This window comes from Rhodovulum sp. MB263, assembly GCF_002073975.1.
Lineage (GTDB): Bacteria > Pseudomonadota > Alphaproteobacteria > Rhodobacterales > Rhodobacteraceae > Rhodovulum.
Map to the genome: position 1 here is coordinate 1,473,057 of NZ_CP020384.1, position 16,509 is coordinate 1,489,565.

At 68.0% G+C, this 16,509-nt stretch carries 18 protein-coding genes; 12 read left to right on the forward strand and 6 right to left on the reverse strand.

Going from position 1 to position 16,509, the window contains the following annotated elements; genetic code table 11:
* Positions 1–15: 15 nt before the first annotated feature.
* The 4 genes from B5V46_RS07025 to B5V46_RS20190 all read left to right on the forward strand — a co-directional run bounded on the left by B5V46_RS07025 (position 16) and on the right by B5V46_RS20190 (position 3,378).
* Entirely contained in the window at positions 16–1,161 is a 1,146-nt protein-coding gene (locus tag B5V46_RS07025; protein WP_080615936.1) for a COX15/CtaA family protein, read from the forward strand.
* Between the two features lie 6 nt (positions 1,162–1,167).
* Positions 1,168–2,646, forward strand: a complete 1,479-nt coding sequence (locus B5V46_RS07030; RefSeq protein WP_080615937.1) for a carboxypeptidase M32 — start codon at positions 1,168–1,170, stop codon at positions 2,644–2,646.
* Between the two features lie 75 nt (positions 2,647–2,721).
* Entirely contained in the window at positions 2,722–2,979 is a 258-nt protein-coding gene (locus tag B5V46_RS07035; protein ID WP_080615938.1) for a hypothetical protein, read from the forward strand.
* A 222-nt stretch (positions 2,980–3,201) separates the two neighbouring features.
* Positions 3,202–3,378 (forward strand): hypothetical protein, encoded by a 177-nt coding sequence (locus B5V46_RS20190; RefSeq protein WP_196774368.1) that lies wholly within the window; start codon positions 3,202–3,204, stop codon positions 3,376–3,378.
* Positions 3,379–3,524: 146 nt separating this feature from the next.
* Here the strand turns inward: B5V46_RS20190 and B5V46_RS07040 are convergent, their stop codons facing one another.
* Positions 3,525–4,313, reverse strand: coding sequence for an enoyl-CoA hydratase (locus tag B5V46_RS07040; RefSeq protein ID WP_080615939.1), 789 nt, complete (start codon positions 4,311–4,313; stop codon positions 3,525–3,527).
* Between the two features lie 68 nt (positions 4,314–4,381).
* On the opposite strand from B5V46_RS07040, the gene B5V46_RS07045 reads away from it, so the two are divergent.
* Positions 4,382–4,801: a PaaI family thioesterase gene (locus B5V46_RS07045; RefSeq protein ID WP_080615940.1), complete on the forward strand. Its 420-nt coding sequence runs from the start codon at positions 4,382–4,384 to the stop codon at positions 4,799–4,801.
* Positions 4,802–4,807: 6 nt separating this feature from the next.
* On the opposite strand, the gene B5V46_RS07050 is transcribed toward B5V46_RS07045, so the two are convergent.
* The 3 genes from B5V46_RS07050 to B5V46_RS07055 all read right to left on the reverse strand — a co-directional run bounded on the left by B5V46_RS07050 (position 4,808) and on the right by B5V46_RS07055 (position 7,048).
* On the reverse strand, positions 4,808–5,458 hold the full coding sequence (locus tag B5V46_RS07050) for a DUF1638 domain-containing protein (RefSeq protein ID WP_080615941.1): 651 nt from the start codon (positions 5,456–5,458) through the stop codon (positions 4,808–4,810).
* Complete coding sequence (locus B5V46_RS19685) at positions 5,455–5,616, reverse strand: hypothetical protein (protein ID WP_155773975.1); 162 nt, start codon at positions 5,614–5,616, stop codon at positions 5,455–5,457. The genes B5V46_RS07050 and B5V46_RS19685 overlap by 4 nt, the downstream gene beginning before the upstream one ends.
* Before the next feature lie 727 nt (positions 5,617–6,343).
* On the reverse strand, positions 6,344–7,048 hold the full coding sequence (locus tag B5V46_RS07055; RefSeq protein WP_080615942.1) for a B12-binding domain-containing protein: 705 nt from the start codon (positions 7,046–7,048) through the stop codon (positions 6,344–6,346).
* Positions 7,049–7,257: 209 nt separating this feature from the next.
* Between B5V46_RS07055 and B5V46_RS07060 the strand changes: the two genes are divergently transcribed.
* Positions 7,258–8,358: a PA0069 family radical SAM protein gene (locus tag B5V46_RS07060; protein ID WP_155773976.1), complete on the forward strand. Its 1,101-nt coding sequence runs from the start codon at positions 7,258–7,260 to the stop codon at positions 8,356–8,358.
* A gap of 64 nt (positions 8,359–8,422) precedes the next feature.
* On the opposite strand, the gene bmt is transcribed toward B5V46_RS07060, so the two are convergent.
* Together bmt and B5V46_RS07070 are read right to left on the reverse strand one after the other, a co-directional pair.
* Positions 8,423–9,436 (reverse strand): betaine--homocysteine S-methyltransferase, encoded by a 1,014-nt coding sequence (bmt, locus tag B5V46_RS07065; protein WP_080615944.1) that lies wholly within the window; start codon positions 9,434–9,436, stop codon positions 8,423–8,425.
* Between the two features lie 120 nt (positions 9,437–9,556).
* Positions 9,557–9,871, reverse strand: coding sequence for a DUF1476 domain-containing protein (locus B5V46_RS07070; protein ID WP_080615945.1), 315 nt, complete (start codon positions 9,869–9,871; stop codon positions 9,557–9,559).
* A 266-nt stretch (positions 9,872–10,137) separates the two neighbouring features.
* Here B5V46_RS07070 and purC point away from each other — a divergent pair, with 266 nt between their 5' ends.
* From purC to B5V46_RS07100, 6 genes are all read left to right on the forward strand, one after another.
* Positions 10,138–10,899, forward strand: coding sequence for a phosphoribosylaminoimidazolesuccinocarboxamide synthase (gene purC / locus B5V46_RS07075; protein WP_080615946.1), 762 nt, complete (start codon positions 10,138–10,140; stop codon positions 10,897–10,899).
* 189 nt (positions 10,900–11,088) lie between these two features.
* Positions 11,089–11,328, forward strand: a complete 240-nt coding sequence (purS, locus tag B5V46_RS07080; protein WP_080615947.1) for a phosphoribosylformylglycinamidine synthase subunit PurS — start codon at positions 11,089–11,091, stop codon at positions 11,326–11,328.
* Between the two features lie 3 nt (positions 11,329–11,331).
* A complete protein-coding gene (locus tag B5V46_RS07085; RefSeq protein ID WP_080615948.1) occupies positions 11,332–12,375 on the forward strand; it encodes a zinc-dependent alcohol dehydrogenase family protein in 1,044 nt (347 codons plus the stop codon).
* A 25-nt stretch (positions 12,376–12,400) separates the two neighbouring features.
* Positions 12,401–13,069 carry a phosphoribosylformylglycinamidine synthase subunit PurQ gene (gene purQ, locus B5V46_RS07090; protein ID WP_080615949.1) on the forward strand — a complete coding sequence of 223 codons (669 nt, stop codon included), beginning with the start codon at positions 12,401–12,403 and terminating at the stop codon, positions 13,067–13,069.
* Between the two features lie 46 nt (positions 13,070–13,115).
* Positions 13,116–14,879 (forward strand): ATP-binding protein, encoded by a 1,764-nt coding sequence (locus B5V46_RS07095; RefSeq protein WP_080615950.1) that lies wholly within the window; start codon positions 13,116–13,118, stop codon positions 14,877–14,879.
* Positions 14,880–14,886: 7 nt separating this feature from the next.
* Positions 14,887–16,221, forward strand: a complete 1,335-nt coding sequence (locus tag B5V46_RS07100) for a sigma-54 dependent transcriptional regulator (RefSeq protein ID WP_080615951.1) — start codon at positions 14,887–14,889, stop codon at positions 16,219–16,221.
* The last annotated feature ends 288 nt before the right edge of the window (positions 16,222–16,509 follow it).

A 16,509-nucleotide genomic window follows, 5' to 3' on the forward strand; every position in this document is an offset into this window, starting at 1 on the left:
GACGGAGAGGGGCCGATGAGCAAGACCCGCAGCAAGCCGAAGACCCGCAGCATTTTCGAGGAGGTCGGCACCGAGGCGCCGCCCGAACGGCCGGTGGTACAGCCCGGCGCCATCGACCGCGCCGCCCGGCGCGGCGCGCGCGGGGCCGTCGCCTGGTGGCTGATCTCGGTCTTCGTGCTGATCGCCGCGATGCTGATCGCGGGCGGCGTGGCGCGGCTGACCGGCCATCCGGCGAGCCTGCCGGGCTTCGGTCCGCTTTACGGCCAGTTGCCGCCGCTCGACGCTTCGGGCTGGTCTGCCGCCTTCGAGCGCTTCACCGCGGCCGGAGGCTCGGCCGATCTCGCGGGCTTCCGGACGCTTTACTGGTGGGACTGGGGCATCCGGCAGGCGGGCACGCTTGCGGCGCTGGTCTGGGCGCTGGGCAGTCTCGGGTTTCTCGCCTTCGGCAAGCTGCCCAAGGGCTGGGCGGTCCGGCTTCTGCCGCTTGGCGGCACCATCCTCGGGATCGGCGCGGCCGATTGGACGATGGGGCCGACGGGGCTCTTGCCCGCGCCCTTCGACGCCGCCTCGCTGCGGCTGGCGGCGATGACGGGCTTCGGTTTCGCCGGGATGGGGCTCGCCGCCTGGGGGGCGATGCAGCTGCGCCGCACCGAGGCGCAGCTGATGCAGGCCCGCCGCGCCCGTGACGGGCGCGCCTTCGGCATGGCGACCGGGGTCATGCATCTGGCCTTCCTGCAGATCATCTTCGGGGCGATGCTGGGCGCGCTCGATCAGGGTCGCAGCTTTCCCGACTGGCCGCTGATGGCGGGCGCGATCCTGCCGCCCGAGCCGCTGGCGCTGGAACCGGTCTGGCGCAATATCTGGGACAATCCCGGTCTCGTGCAGTTCCTCCATCGCGGGCTTGGCTATCTGGTCGTGCTGCTGGGGCTCGCGGCCTGGCTGCGGGGGCGCAAAAGCCCCCATGCCCGCACCCGCCGGGCCTTCGACTGGCTTGGGGTGATGATCTTCGGCCAGGCGGTGCTGGGTGTCGGGTCCGTGCTTTACGCAGGCCAGTGGCATATGGCACTGACCCATCTGGTGGGCGCGGTTCTTCTGTGGATTCTGGTGCTGCGCGCCCGGTTCATGGCGCAATATCCGGTTCAGCAATCCATCCGGGGGTGATGTGCGATGACCGCCTTTGACGAGCTGATGAGCTTCCAGCGCGAGACCGAGGCGCTCGGTCAGGTCGCGATGCGGCTGGGCTGGGACCAGGAGACGGTGATGCCGCGCGGCGCCGCGCAGCAGCGCGCCGAGGAAATGGGCGCGCTCGAGACGGTCCTGCACCGCCGCCGCAGCGACCCGCGTCTGGGCGACTGGCTGGGGGCGATCGACGACGATCTGCTTGACGAGACCGGCCGGGCGCAGATGCGCCATATCCGTCGCAGCCATGCCCGCGCGACGCGCCTGCCCGAGACGCTGTCGGCCGAGATCGCCCGGGTCACGAGCCGCGCCCAGGGGATCTGGGCCGAGGCCCGCGCCGCCGATGATGCGACGCATTTCCTGCCCACCCTGCGCGAGGTGGTGCGGCTCAAGCGCGAGGAGGCGGCGGCGCTGGCGATGGGGGGCGATCTTTACGACGCTCTTCTCGACGATTACGAGCCCGGCGCGACCGCAGCCGGGCTGGCGGCGATGTTCGACCGGATGCGCCCGCGTCTGGTCGGCCTGCGCGAACGGATCATGGGCTCGGGGCGGACGCCCGCGCCGCTTGCGGGCCATTTCCCCGAGGCCGGGCAGATGGCGCTCTCGCGCGAGGTTGCCACGCATTTCGGCTATGACTGGCGGCATGGGCGGCTCGATTTCTCGGTCCATCCCTTCACCTCGGGCTCTGGCACCGATGTCCGGATCACCACCCGGGTCGACGAGGCCGAGCCGCTGGGCGCGCTTTACTCGACGCTGCACGAGACCGGGCATGGGGTCTATGAACAGGGGATCGATCCGGCCTATGGGCTGACGCCGCTGGGCGCGGGCGTCTCGATGGGGGTGCATGAAAGCCAGAGCCGGATCTTCGAGAACCAGCTCGGGCGCAGCCGCGCCTTCTGCGGCTGGCTTCACGGACGGATGACCGAGGTGTTCGGCTTTGCCGGGGCGGCCGATGCCGAGGCGTTCTATGCGGCGGTGAACCGCGTCCATTCGGGTCATATCCGGACCGAATCCGACGAGGTGCATTACAATCTGCACATCATGCTGCGCTTCGATCTGGAGCGCGAGCTGATCGCCGGGCGGCTTGAGGTCGAGGATCTGGAAGAGGCCTGGAATACCCGCTTCGAAGCCGATTTCGGGGTCGCGGTCGAGCGGCCGAGCCAGGGGCTCTTGCAGGATGTGCACTGGTCGGTCGGGCTGTTCGGCTATTTCCCGACCTATACGCTGGGCAATGTCTATGCCGGTTGTCTCTATCAGGCACTGCGCGCGGCGGTGCCCTCGCTCGACGCCGATCTGGCGCGCGGCCATGCCGAGCCCGCGACCGCCTGGCTGAAGGCCGAGGTCCAGCGTCACGGCGGGCTTTACGAACCGGCCGAGACGATCCGACGGGCCTGCGGCTTTGCCCCGTCCGAGGCGCCGCTTCTCGACTATCTCGATGCCAAGTTCGGCGCGATTTACGGGCTTTGAGCCGGGCGTCGGGCCCGGTCCGGAGCCTGGAACCGAGGCTGGTCCGGTGGCGGCAGCGCTGCCAGAAAGGCGGGCATGAGCTGGCATGACCCGCTTTGGCAGAGGATCTGGCCCCCCGCGCGCCGGGTGGCCTTCGCCATTGTCGCCCGTCTCTGGTGGCGCCGCCCGCCCGAAGAGATCGCGGCGCGGCTTGCGGCGCGGCCCCTCAGCGAACAGGCCCTGATCGTGGCGGCGGTGCTGGCAGGGCTTTTCCTGACCAGCCTGCTTTTCGCCCATGCCGGCATTCCGGGCGTTCTGAGCTTCCTGCTTCTGGTGATCCTGCTGATCCGCTGAGCAGGCCCCGGATTTCGGCGCGGATCGCTTCGGATGCGACGTTCACAGGTGTTTGATTGCGACGAAATGACGCCTTTTTCCTGTCTTCTTTCAATGGCTTGCGTCGCGATTTCTCAGGCATGCCGTTGAAAATGCAGTTTTTTCCGTTCTGTCGGTGATCCGGTTCCGAAGCGCGCGCGTATCTCCTTGTACATTGCAACCTGCACAGAGAGGACGCGACCAATGGATATCGATGCGATCAACGCTGTTCTGGGTCTTGGCACCCTCGGCTTCGTGCTTGCCTTTGCCTATATCAACCTGCGCCAGACCGAGGAACAGCTCAAGGCCTCGCGCGAGCGTCGCGAGAAACGCGAGAAACGTGACGCTGCCCGCGTCGGCCGTGCCGTTCCGGCCGAATGACAGGTTCCGGATCGGGGCCGGGCGGATGCCGTCCGGCCCCGACCGTCGTCAGGTCTTCCGCCGCCCCCGTCTTTTCGTAGCCCAGTCTTTTCGTAACGCCGTCTTTTCGTAACGCCGCCTTTTGTCTCTCGCTTCAGACCTGCCATTCAGACCTGCCATGCGGGGGGGCGCTTCTCGAGGAAGGCCCCGATGCCTTCCTGTGTCTCCTCCAGCATCATGTTCTCGACCATCGCCGTGCCCGCGCGGGCATAGGCTTCGTCTATTCCGCAGTCGAGCTGGTCGTAGAACAACCCCTTGCCGACCCTGATCGCGGGCGAAAGCTTGCCCGCCAGCGTCTCGGCCAGCCGCCAGGCGGCATCCTCCAGCATCTCGGCGGGCACCGCCCGGTTGATGAGCCCCAGGGCCTCGGCCCTTGTGGCGTCGATGAACTGGCCCGTGGTCAGCATCTCGAAGGCTTGCTTGCGCGGGATGTTCCGGCTGAGTGCGACCATGGGCGTCGAGCAGAACAGTCCGATATTCACCCCGTTCACCCCGAACCGCGTGCCCTCGGCCGCGATTGCCAGATCGCAGGAGGCCACCAGCTGGCAACCCGCCGCGGTGGCGATGCCATGAGGGGCCGCGATCACCGGCTGGGGCAGGCGCATCAACCCCGTCATCACCCGCGCGCAGCGCTCGAAGAGATCGGCGAAATAGGCCCGGCCGCCATCGAGCGCCTGCCGACCGGCCTGCATCTCCTTCAGGTCATGCCCGGCGCAGAAGGCCTTGCCGCTGCCCTTCAGGATCACCACGCGGGTATCGCGATCCCCGGCCAGCGCGTCGATCTGGGCCTGCAGCGCGGCCAGCATCGCGTCGGAGAGCGCGTTCAGCCGCTCGGGCGCGTTCATTGTCAGGATGGCCACGCCCCGGGTGTCGTTGCGTAACAGGATTTCGGTCATCTTGTGTTTCCTCCCTCTGGTGGCGAAGACTAGGGCGTAACGGGAGAGGGGAAAAGTCCATGCAATCCATGAAGCCGATGATGGATGTCCCGGCGCTTAACGGCTTCCTGCGCAGCAGCTTTCCGCAGATCGGCACAGAATTCGTGGTCGAAGAGGTCGCGCCAATGCAGGTGCGGGTGCGGCTCGCGGTGACCGAACGGCATCTGCGGCCGGGCGGCACCGTGTCGGGCCCGTCGATGTTCGCGCTGGCCGATGTCGGCATCTATCTGGCGGTGCTGGCGATGATCGGGCCGCAGGCGCTGGCGGTGACGACCAACTGTTCGATCGATTTCATGCGCAAGCCCGCCGCCGGGCGCGACCTGATCTGCGAGGCGCGGCTTTTGAAGCTGGGCCGGGTGCTGGCGGTGGGCGATGCGATGATCCGCTCCGAGGGGATGGAGGGCGTCGTTGCCCGGGCCAGCCTGACCTATTCGATCCCGCCGAAATAGCCGCGCTCAGCCGCGTCCCGACAGGAAGCCGGCCAGATCGCCATAGCCTGTCGGGCGCCGCTCATAGGCAAGACCCAGGCGGGTGGCGCAGGCCTCGGCCTGCCGGTCCAGCGCGACATCCTTGGTCTGGGCCAGATAGACGAGGCGCCGGTAATTGCCGAAATAGGCGGTGACAAGCTCGGGATGGCGGTCGAGCCCGAGCGGACGCCAGACGAAGGCGTCGAATTGCCGGGTCAGGAAATCGGTCAGGTAGAAGGCGTCGATCTCGGCGTCGGCCCCGGCTTCGGCGCGGGCGGCAATGGCCGCGGCGCCCTCGAAGAAGGCATAGCAATGCGGGCCTTCCATCATCTCGACCCCGAGCTCGGCACAGGTTCGTTCAAGCTGGCCGCCGGTGCCGCAATCGGCATAGGCCACGAGGATCGTGGGATAGGCGGCGCGGTGACGCTCGACCAGCGCCCGCAGCCCCGGCGCGATCCGTTCGGGGTGGTTGTGCCAGATCGCGGGCAGGCAGGTCAGGTCGAGATGGTCCCAGCCGTTCAGCCGCTTGAGCGCAAGGATCTCATGCGCCAGCGCGCCGCAGCCGATCACCAGGATCCGGCCCGATCCTTCCGGCGCCAGCCCGGTCTCGGTCAGGCCGCGGTCGTCGGGTGCCGTCACAGCCGTTTCCGGAGCAGGCGCAGCCCCAGCGCGGCCAGCAGCGCCAGCGGCACGAGTATGGCAACGCCGCTGGCTGGCAGCAGGCTGGCGAGCCAGACGGTCAGGCCGGCTGCGGTCAGCACGATGACAAGAAGAAGGGCGAGGACGCGTCCGGGCATGGAGAACTCCTTTTCATCGGACATGTGGGCCGGGGGCGGGCATCGGGCAAGGGGCGCGTGGAGGCCATGCGTCAAGGATCTGGAACGGCTCGGGAAAGCGGCATGATGAGGGGGAGGGCGCCGCCACGCCGCCGCCGCCGATGGGGTATCCTTCGAACGCTTGGCAAGTCGGAGATCCGGCCTGTCCTCCGCCGTCCTTGCCAGAGCGGGGGCAACCTCTGCCCGCGAGAGGCGCCGCGGCCGAGCGGACGGGGGGGATGGCAGCTTGGCATCCAGACGGTGTCGCCGCTCCGTTCGTCGATGCCTTGCAACCATGTAAGAAATGGCGCCGCCCGACGGCCGGGATGTCCCTTGGACAGAGCGGCGTTGCGGAACGCTCCTTGCCGCGCGTATCGCCCGGTAGAGGATGCGTCGGTGCGTGCCGGGGAGCAACCGCAAGGAGCGGTCGCCAATTTGTGCTTGGCCGGCGCTGCGGCGGGTCCCTCCGGGGCGGGGGGGAGCATCGCGCTTCGCCAGCCGGATAGTCGCCCGCCAGATAGCGGCCCGAGCGTGCCCCGTGGCGGTCCCGCCGGGGCGCCGGACAGGGCAGCCAGGGGCTTGCCTGCCTCCGATGCCGGTCGTTCCGGGCCGCGACAGCTTTTCCATATCGGACAGGGCCGGACGGGCCCGGCCGCAGCGGCCAGGCAGTCGGGCAGCGGCTGGTCTTGCCGTTTGCGCGCTGTCGGGGTCAGCTCGCCACGGCGCGGTTGTGCTTGCGTGCGACGAAGGTCTTGGCGGTCTCGACCGCGACGGCGGCGTCGCGACAATAGGCGTCGGCACCGATGGCGCGGCCGAATTCCTCGTTCAGGGGCGCCCCGCCCACCAGCACGATGTAATCCTCACGGATGCCCCTGGCGGCCAATGTGTCGATCACCGTTTTCATGTAGGGCATGGTCGTGGTCAGCAGCGCCGACATGCCCAGGATATCGGGCTGTTCGGTTTCCAGCGCGGCGAGATAGCCGTCCACGTCGGTATTGATGCCGATATCGACGACCTCGAACCCGGCACCCTCCATCATCATCGCGACGAGGTTCTTGCCGATGTCGTGGATGTCGCCCTTGACGGTGCCGATCACCATCTTGCCCATGCGCGGCGCGCCGGTTTCGGCCAGCAGCGGCTTGAGGATGCCCATGCCGCCCTTCATGGCATTGGCCGCCAGCAGCACCTCGGGCACGAAGAGGATCCCGTCGCGGAAGTCGCGACCGACGACGGTCATGCCCGAGACCAGCGCCTCGGTCAGCACCCGGTAAGGGGCCCAGCCGCGCGACAACAGGATCTCGACCCCTTCGACGACCTCCTCCCTGAGTCCGTCGTAAAGATCGTCCTGCATTTGCGGAACCAGCTCTTCGTCCGGCAGCTCTGCCAGAACGATGTCGTCGTCTTCGTTGGCCATTTCACGCTCCCATTGGGGCACGGCGCTTTGCCGGAGCCTCTGCTTCCTTGATCGGAATTCTGCACCGGGAACGCTTACCGAATTGCGACCAGCGGCCCGTCCGAAACGACCTCGCCGCGAAATTGCGTCGCGGCCGTGACCGCGCGGCAGCATTCCTTCGGCAGATAGGCTGTCTTGCAAATGTTCGCTAAATGTTCCATTTGTGCGACATGATCCGTCCTCCCGCCTCTCCGAGTGCCGCTGTCGCCTCTGCGGCCCCGACGCCGGGGCGCGCGGCCGGCGGCAATCCCGCCAACCGCTACGACCGGCTGACCGTCGCGCCCGAGGAGGACGGCTGGGACCCGGGCGAGGCGCCGCCGCCGCTCCGGACCGAAACCCGGATCGAGCGGCCGCGCGCCGCCATCACCCGCAACAGCTCGCCCGATCTGCCCTTCGACCGCTCGGTGAACCCCTATCGCGGCTGCGAGCATGGCTGCATCTACTGCTTTGCGCGGCCGAGCCACGCCTGGCTGGGCCTGTCGCCGGGGCTCGATTTCGAATCGCGGCTGATCGCCCGGCCCGAGGCGCCGCGGCTGCTGGCCGAGGAGCTGTCGCGCCGGGGCTACCGGCCCGCGACCCTGGCGATCGGCACCAATACCGACCCCTATCAGCCGATCGAGCGGACCCATCGGGTGATGCGCGGGCTGCTGGAGGTGCTGCGCGATTTCCGTCATCCGGTTGCGGTGGTGACCAAGGGCGCGCTGATCGAGCGCGATCTCGACCTGCTGGCGGAACTGGCCGAGCTCGAGCTGGTGCGGGTCGGCATTTCGATGACGACGCTCGACCGCGACCTCTCGCGCCGGATGGAACCGCGCGCGCCCGCGCCCGCGCGGCGGCTGCAGACCATCGAGCGGCTGGCGGCGGCGGGGGTCCCGGTGCGGGTGATGGTGGCGCCGGTGATCCCGGGGCTGACCGATCCCGAGCTCGAGGCGATCCTGGCCCGGGCGCGCGAGGCCGGGGCCCAGGCGGCAAGCTGGATCATGCTGCGCCTGCCGCTCGAGGTGGAGCCTCTCTTTCGCGACTGGCTGGCCGAGCATTATCCCGACCGCGCGGGGCGGGTGATGGCCCGGCTCTGCGAGATGCATGACGGCGCGGCCTATCGCTCGGGCTGGAACCGCCGGATGCGTGGCGAGGGACCCTATGCCGACATGATCGCGCAGCGGTTCCGGCTGGCCACGGCCCGGCTTGGGCTGGCCGTGGCGCAGCCCGACCTCTCGGCCGAGCTTTTCCGCGTGCCGCCCCGGGCGGGCGACCAGCTTTCGCTGTTCTGAGCCCCGCGGGCGCACGCCTCCAGCGCCTTGAGACGGCGACGGGGGCCTGGCGCGGGAGGGCGCTCTAGCTCCGGCGGCGCCGGCGTGTCGCGCGAACCGGGCTCTCGCCCTCGCCGGTGCCATCCGAGGCCGAAGAGAAGCCGCCAAGCCGCTCGGTGATTTCGTCGAGGCTGGGGCGGGGGCCTGTGGACCGGGTCTCGAGGGCTGCGCGCATGGCCTTCAGGTGCTCGGGCGTGGTGCCGCAGCAGCCGCCGATGATGGTGGCGCCGCAATCGCGGGCGAGCACCGCATAATCGGCCATCAGCTCGGGCGTGCCATCGTAATGGATATGGCCGTCGACATAGCGCGGAATGCCGGCATTGCCCTTGGCGATGATCGGCCGCTCGCTGCCCGAGGCGGCAAAGCCCAGAACGGTGCGCAACAGGTCCGAGGCGCCGACCCCGCAATTGGCGCCGAAGGCCTGCGGCGGGCAGGGCAGCTTCTCGACCAGATCGGCCAGCCCGGCCGAGGTCACGCCCATCATCGTGCGTCCGGCGGTGTCGAAGCTCATGGTGCCGCACCAGGGCATTCCGGCCAGACGCGCGGCCTCGGCCGCGGCGCGGAATTCCTCGGTCGCGCTGATCGTCTCGACCCAGAGCACGTCGGCGCCGCCCGCCTTCAGGGCTTCGGCCTGTTCGTGGAAGATCTCGACCGCGCGGGCATAGGACAGCGGCCCCATCGGCTCCATGATGTCGCCGGTCGGTCCGACCGAGCCCGCCACCACAACCGGGCGACCGGCGGCATCGGCGATCTCGCGGCCGAGCTCCGCCGCCAGCCGGTTCAGCTCGCCGACCCGGTCCTGGGCGTGATGCAGGCGCAGCCGCGCGGCATTGCCGCCGAAGCTGTTGGTCAGAAAGATGTCGGACCCGGCCTCGACCGCGCCGCGATACAGCGCACGGATCCTGTCGGGGTGCTCGGCATTCCAGAATTCGGGGGCCTCGCCGGAGCCGAGCCCCATGTTGAACAGGGTGGTCCCGGTCGCGCCGTCGGCCATCAGCCAGTCGCGCTCGGCGAGCAGGCGGGAAAGGGCATCGGTCATCTGGGCAGTCCTCTCGCACTGAGGCCGGGCCGGTGGCGCCGTCGCGCGCCGGGCCCGGCCGAAGGTCCGACCCCCTGCGGTGCCCGCCCGGGCGGGCACCGCAGGGGTCAGGATTTGGGATCAGGATTCGCTCATGATCTGTTCCTTGGCGAGGGCCATCAGCTCGGCCATCTTGGCGCGCAGCGTCAGCTCGTCGGTCCTCTCGCCCAGATCGGCCGAAACCTTGCGGAACACGTCCTCGTCGCCGGCTTCCTCGAAATCGGCCTTCACCACCTGCTTGGCATAATCGAGCGAGGCCTCTTCGCTCAGACCCATGAGCTCGGCTGCCCAGAGGCCGAGAAGCTTGTTGCGCCGCGCCTCGGCCCTGAACTGAAGCTCCGAATCATGGGCGAACTTGTTTTCGAAAGCGAGTTCGCGGTCGTCGAACGTGGTCATAGGAGTACCCCCCATCGTGGAATTCCGGTGTTGCGTGCCATTTAGGTGAACTTCCCCGGCCTGCCTAGTGACAGGTTGGCAGGGGGCGCGACGAACGGCAAGGCCGCGCTTGGCGCGGACTCCGGTGAAGGATGCAAAAGATGGTGCGGAAGATAAGGCGGTGGCGGGGCGCAGCCGCCTTGCGGCAGCGCGCGCCTTGCACTACAAGCGCGTCAAACCGCGCGGGCAGGCACAGGCCTCCCGCGCCTGGCGCATTCGGAGTTTCCATGGCACGTCGGAAGAAGATCTACGAGGGCAAGGCAAAGGTTCTCTACGAAGGCCCCGAGCCCGGGACGCTGGTGCAGTATTTCAAGGATGACGCCACCGCATTCAATGCCGAGAAGCATGACGTGATCGAGGGCAAGGGCGTGCTGAACAACCGCCTGTCCGAGTTCTTCATGACGGGGCTGAACGCGATCGGGGTGCCGACCCATTTCATCAAGCGCATCAACATGCGCGAGCAGCTGATCCGTCAGGTCGAGATCATCCCGCTGGAAGTGGTCGTGCGCAACACCGCCGCCGGCTCGATGTCCAAGCGGCTCGGGATCGAGGAGGGCACCCAGCTGCCGCGCCCGATCATCGAGTTCTACTACAAGGATGACGGGCTGGGCGATCCGCTGGTCACCGAAGAGCATATCATCGCCTTCGGCTGGGCCAGCCAGCAGGACCTCGACGACATGGTGGCGCTGGCGCTCCGGGTCAACGACTTCCTGTCGGGGATCATGGTCGCGGTCGGCATCAAGCTGGTCGATTTCAAGATCGAGATCGGCCGGATCTGGGAAGGCGACTTCATGCGCCTTGTCGTCGCCGACGAGATCAGTCCCGACAGCTGCCGGCTCTGGGACGTCAAGACGGGCCAGCATCTCGACAAGGACGTGTTCCGCCGCGATCTGGGCTCGCTGACCGATGCCTATACCGAGGTGGCCAGGCGTCTGGGCGTGCTGCCGACCAATGTCACGCATCCGAGCAAGCCGACCCTGATCAATTGAAAGGGTAAGCGTGTTCGGCTTGTGTCATCACAGGGTTCGACCGAACACGACCCCAGACGAAGCGTGCGGGGCGGACGTCCCCGGCGCGACTGAGCGCGGGCTGCGGCCGGCGCAGTAGAGACCGCCGCGTCCGGAGGCAGAGCCGGGCGGGGCGGACAGGACCAGTAAAAGCCAAGGAAGGACGACCCGATGAAGGCCCGCGTTCATGTCATGCTGAAAGACGGCGTGCTCGACCCGCAGGGCGAGGCCGTGCGCCACGCGCTGGGAGCGCTCGGTTTCGAGGGGGTCGGCGGCGTCCGGCAGGGCAAGGTGATCGACCTCGATCTCGAGGCGACCGACAGGGCCGAGGCCGAGGCGCAGGTGCGCGAGATGTGCGAGAAGCTGCTCGCGAACACGGTGATCGAGCGTTACGACATCGAGATCGCCTGAGCGATGCGGGCGGCGGTCCTCACCGGGTGGCGCAAGCCGCTGGAAGTGTCCAAGGTAGACGACCCCGACTGCCCGCGGGACGGGGTGGTGCTGAAGGTGCTGGCCTGCGGCATCTGCCGCTCGGACTGGCATTCCTGGACCGGGGCCGACCCGGATGTGTCGCTGCCGCTGATCCCGGGTCATGAATATTGCGGCGTGGTCGAGGAAGTCGGCCCCGCCGTCACGCGCTGGAAGGTCGGGGACCGGGTGATCGCGCCCTTCATCCTGGCCTGCGGCCATTGCGCCGACTGCGCCTCCGGCCATCAGACCATCTGCGCCCATCAGCTTCTGCCGGGGTTCACCCTGGCCGGGGCCTTCGCCGAGCTGATCGCGGTGCCCTTCGCCGATGCCAACCTGACATCGCTGCCCGGAACCATGGAGCCCGCGCTTGCCGCCGCGCTCGGCTGTCGGGTGACCTCGGCCTGGCAGGCCCTGACCGGGCGCGCCGCGCTCCGGCCCGGGGAATGGCTTGCGGTCTTCGGCGGCGGCGGGGTCGGGGTCTCGGCGCTGCTGCTCGGCCGCGCGCTCGGGGCGCGGGTCGCGGTGGTCGATGTCGTGCCCGACAAGCTCGACTTTGCCCGCGCGCTTGGCGCCGATGCCACCATCGACGCGCGCGAGGGCAATGCGGCCGAGGAAATCCGCGAGATCACCGGCGGCGGCGCCCATGTCGCGCTCGAGGCGCTGGGCATTCCCGAAACCACCATCGGCGCGATGACCTCGCTGCGCAAGCTCGGCCGGATGGTGCAGGTGGGCATGCCGACCGGCAAGAACACCACCATGGCTTTGCCGATGGATACGGTCTATTCGCGCCAGCTTGCCGTTTTCGGCACCCGTGGCATGGCGACCTGGCGCTATCCCTCGCTGCTGTCGCTGATCGATGGCGGCCATGTCGACCTGACGCCGCTGATCGGCCGCCATGTCAAGCTGACCGAGGCCAGCGCCGAGCTGGCCGCCTTCGACGCGCCGGCGCCGCCCGGGGTCGCGGTCATCACCAATTTTCTCGCCTGAGGCTCGCCAGAGAGGAACCTGCCCCATGAAAGCCGCCGTTCTCGTATTCCCCGGGTCGAACTGCGACCGCGACCTCGCCGTGGCCTTCCGCAATGCGGGTGCCGATGTCACCATGGTCTGGCACAAGGAAAGCAGCCTGCCCGAGGGTGTCGATGTGGTGGGCATTCCGGGCGGCTTCTCCTTCGGCGACTATCTGCGCTGCGGCGCCATCGCGGCGCGCTCGCCGATCACCCGCGCGGTGATCGAGCATGCCGCGCGCGGCGGGTACGCGCTGGGGATCTGCAACGGCTTTCAGGTGCTGACCGAAACCGGCGTGCTGCCCGGCGCGCTGATGCGCAATGCCGGTCTGAAATTCGTCTGTCGCCCGGTGCCGCTGACGGTCGGGACCGCCGACAGCGCCTTTACCTCGGGCTATGCCCGGGGCCAGAAGATCACGATACCGGTCGCGCATCACGACGGGAACTATGTCGCCGATGCCGATCTGGTGGCGCGGCTGAGGGATGAGGACCGCATCGCCTTCACCTATGCCGAGGCCGTGAACGGCGCCACCGCCGACATCGCCGGTATCCTGTCCGAGAACCGCCGGGTTCTGGGCCTGATGCCGCATCCCGAACGGGCCGCCGAACCCGCCCATGGCGGGACCGACGGGGCGGCGCTTTTCCGCTCGCTGCTGGGGGCGCTCGTGCCGGCGTGACCCCGCGCCGCTTGAGCGTTCCGACCCGCGCGCGTAGGTTGCGGCCATGTCAAGTGCCCGGCGCAGCCCTTATCGGTCCGCATTCCCTCTGCGGGGGGCCTGGATCGTGCGTCTTGCGCTCTTCGTCCTGATCGCGATCGCGGTCGCGACGGTCTGGACCACCAATGCCTGGCTCACCGACCGGTTCACCGAAAGCACCCGCAGCCGCGCCCAGGTGCGGATGGCGCTTTATTCGGGCAACGTGGTCAGCGAGTTGCAGCGTGCCTCGGTGGTGCCGCTGCTGCTGTCGCGCGATCCGACGCTGATTCGCGCGCTGGAGAATGTCGATTTCTCGCAAAGCTCGCAGCTTCTGATTTCCTATGTCGACGAGATCGGCGCCGCCTCGCTGCAGCTTCTGGACGATAGCGGGCGGGTGGTCGCGGCCACCGACCGCTCGAAGATCGGCACCAACCTGCGCAGCGCGCCATTCTTCGTCGAGGCGTTGCGCTCGAACGATACCGTCTTCATCACCTCGCGCGCCGAGGCGGGCAATTTCACCTTCACCTATTCCCGCGCGATCATGGTCGACCGGCGCAAGGCGGGGGTGATCGTGGTCGGTGTCGATCTGGCCAAGTTCGAGCAGAGCTGGGCCGGGATTTCCGATGCCGTGATCGTGACCGACAGCGAGGGCCAGATCATCCTCGCGACCGAGCCGCGTTGGCGTGGCCGGCTGGTCGACGAGGCGCTCGAGGCGCGCTCGGCGCCCTCGGCCGTCGCGCGTGCGATCCAGGCCACCGCCGATTGGGGGGCGCTGCCGCCCGATGCCTATGTGATGGGCGAGGCGGTGATGCGCAACGAGGCGCGGATCCCGTTCCGCGGATGGCGCATCATCTCGTTCACCCCCTATGTCTCGATCCGCGACAAGGTGAATGCCGTGCTCGCGCTCGAGATCATGGGCTTTGCCATGCTGCTGGCGCTGTCCTTCTACCTGCTCTCGCGCCGGGCGCAGATGAAATCGCTGGGCTATCAGCGCGAGACGGTCGAGCTGCGCGAACTGAATGCCCGGCTCCAGCGCGAGATCGCCGAGCGCGAGCGGGCCGAGAAGAACCTCGAGGTGGCCGAGCAGACGCTGGAGCAAAGCTCGAAACTGGCGGCCCTGGGCGAGATGTCGGCGGCGATCAGCCATGAGCTGAACCAGCCGCTCGCGGCGATGAAGACCTATCTGGCGGGCGCCAGGCTGCTGCTGCAGCGCAAGCGCCCCGAGGAGGCATTGTCCTCGTTCCAGCGGATCGACGATCTGATCGAGCGTATGGGGGCGATCACCCGGCAGCTCAAGAGCTATGCCAGAAAGGGCGGCGACGCCTTCGAGCCGCTCGACATGCGTTTTTCCGTCTCCTCGGCGCTGTCGATGATGGAGCCGCAGCTCAAGCGGCGGAAGGTCACGATCACCCGCTCGGTCCCGCGCGAACCGGTGATGGTGATGGCCGACCGGATCCGGCTGGAACAGGTCATCATCAATCTCCTGCGCAACGCGCTCGACGCCACCCGCGAAAGCCCCGAGCCCCGGATCGACCTGATCCTCTCGGCCGGCGAGACCGCGACGCTGACGGTGCGCGACAACGGCCATGGGATAGAGGACATCGACAAGCTGTTCGAACCGTTTTACACCACCAAGCAGTCCGGTGATGGTGTCGGACTGGGGCTCGCGATCTCGTCGAGCATTGTCGCCGATCTCGGCGGGCGGCTGACCGCCCGCAACGCGCGCGAGGAGGGGGCGGTCTTCGAGGTGCAGCTCCCCGTATTGAACCAGGACAAAGAAGCCGCGGAGTGAGCAGCACATGCCCCAGGCCATGAAGATCGCCATCGTCGATGACGAACAGGATATGCGTCAGTCGATCAGCCAGTGGCTGGCCCTGAGCGGGTTCGACACCGCCACCTATGCCCGGGCCGAGGATGCCCTCAAGGATATCGGCCCCGATTATCCCGGCGTCGTCGTGACCGACATCAAGATGCCGGGCATGGACGGGATCACCTTCCTGAAACGGCTGATGAGCCAGGATTCGAGCCTTCCGGTGATCCTGATCACCGGCCATGGCGATGTGCCGATGGCGGTCGAGGCGATGCGGATCGGCGCGTTCGACTTCATGGAGAAGCCGTTCAATCCCGACCGCATGACCGAGCTGGCCAAGCGCGCCAGCCAGACCCGGCGGCTGGCGCTCGACAACCGGGCGCTGCGGCGCGAGCTGGGCGACGGCTCGGTGCTGGTCAGGAAGCTGATCGGGTCCTCGGCGGTGATGGAGCGGCTGCGCGAGGATATTCTCGATCTGGGCCAGGCCGACGGCCATGTCCTGATCGATGGAGAGACCGGGACCGGCAAGACCCTTGTCGCCCATGCGCTGCATGCGGTGGGGCCGCGCGCCGGGCGCAAATTCGTTCAGATCGCCTGTGCCGCCTTTGCTCCCGAGGCGCTGTCCGCGCGGCTCTTCGGCCCGATCGAGGATGGCTCGACCACGCTTCCCGCAGTCGAGGAGGCCCGGGGCGGGACGCTTTGCCTCGAGGATGTCGAGGCGCTCTCGCCCGCGTTGCAGGCGCGTCTTCTGACCTTCATCAACGAGCAGGGCAGCCCCGCCGAGACCCGGATCATCGCGGTGTCGAACCTGCAGGAGCAGGACAAGACCGTCGAGGACGTGCTGCGGCCCGATCTGTTCTACCGGCTGGCGGCGATGAGGATCACGCTGCCGCCGCTGCGCAATCGGGGCGAGGACATGCTGACGCTGTTCAACCGGCTCAGCGAGCAGTTCTCCGAGGAATATGGCTGCGACGCGCCCGAGGTCACGGCACAGGAAGCGGCCCAGCTGATGCAGGCACCCTGGCCGGGCAATGTGCGTCAACTGATCAACATCGCCGAACGCGCGGTGCTGCAGAACCGGCGCGGCTCGGGCACCATCGCAAGCCTGCTGATGGCCGATAACGAGGCCAGCCAGCCGGTGATGACCACCGAAGGCAAACCGCTGAAAGAATATGTTGAGGCTTTCGAACGCATGCTGATCGACAATACGATGCGGCGTCACAAGGGCTCGATCGCGGCGGTCATGGAGGAATTGTGCCTGCCGCGGCGGACGCTGAACGAGAAGATGGCCAAATACGGTCTCAGCCGCGCCGACTATTTGTGACCGCGGAGGGTGTGGAAAAAGGCATTGTCTTTGACCGCTTCCACCCGCTAATGTCATCCTGCAGAGGGATGCGCCGCCCCGCGGCCGCTCTGCAGGATTTTGAGTTTCGCTGTTTTTTCGCGCGGCGTCGGGCGCCTGATGCCCGGTACCCGCAGGAAACAGACCGATAGGGCCGGTTCCGGCCCACCGCATTCCGGCGCGGAAATGACGCCGGGACAACCGAATGGATGCCGCTTCCGCGGCATCGGAGACGAACCGCGATGGAGCGTGCACAGATGACGAGGCAGG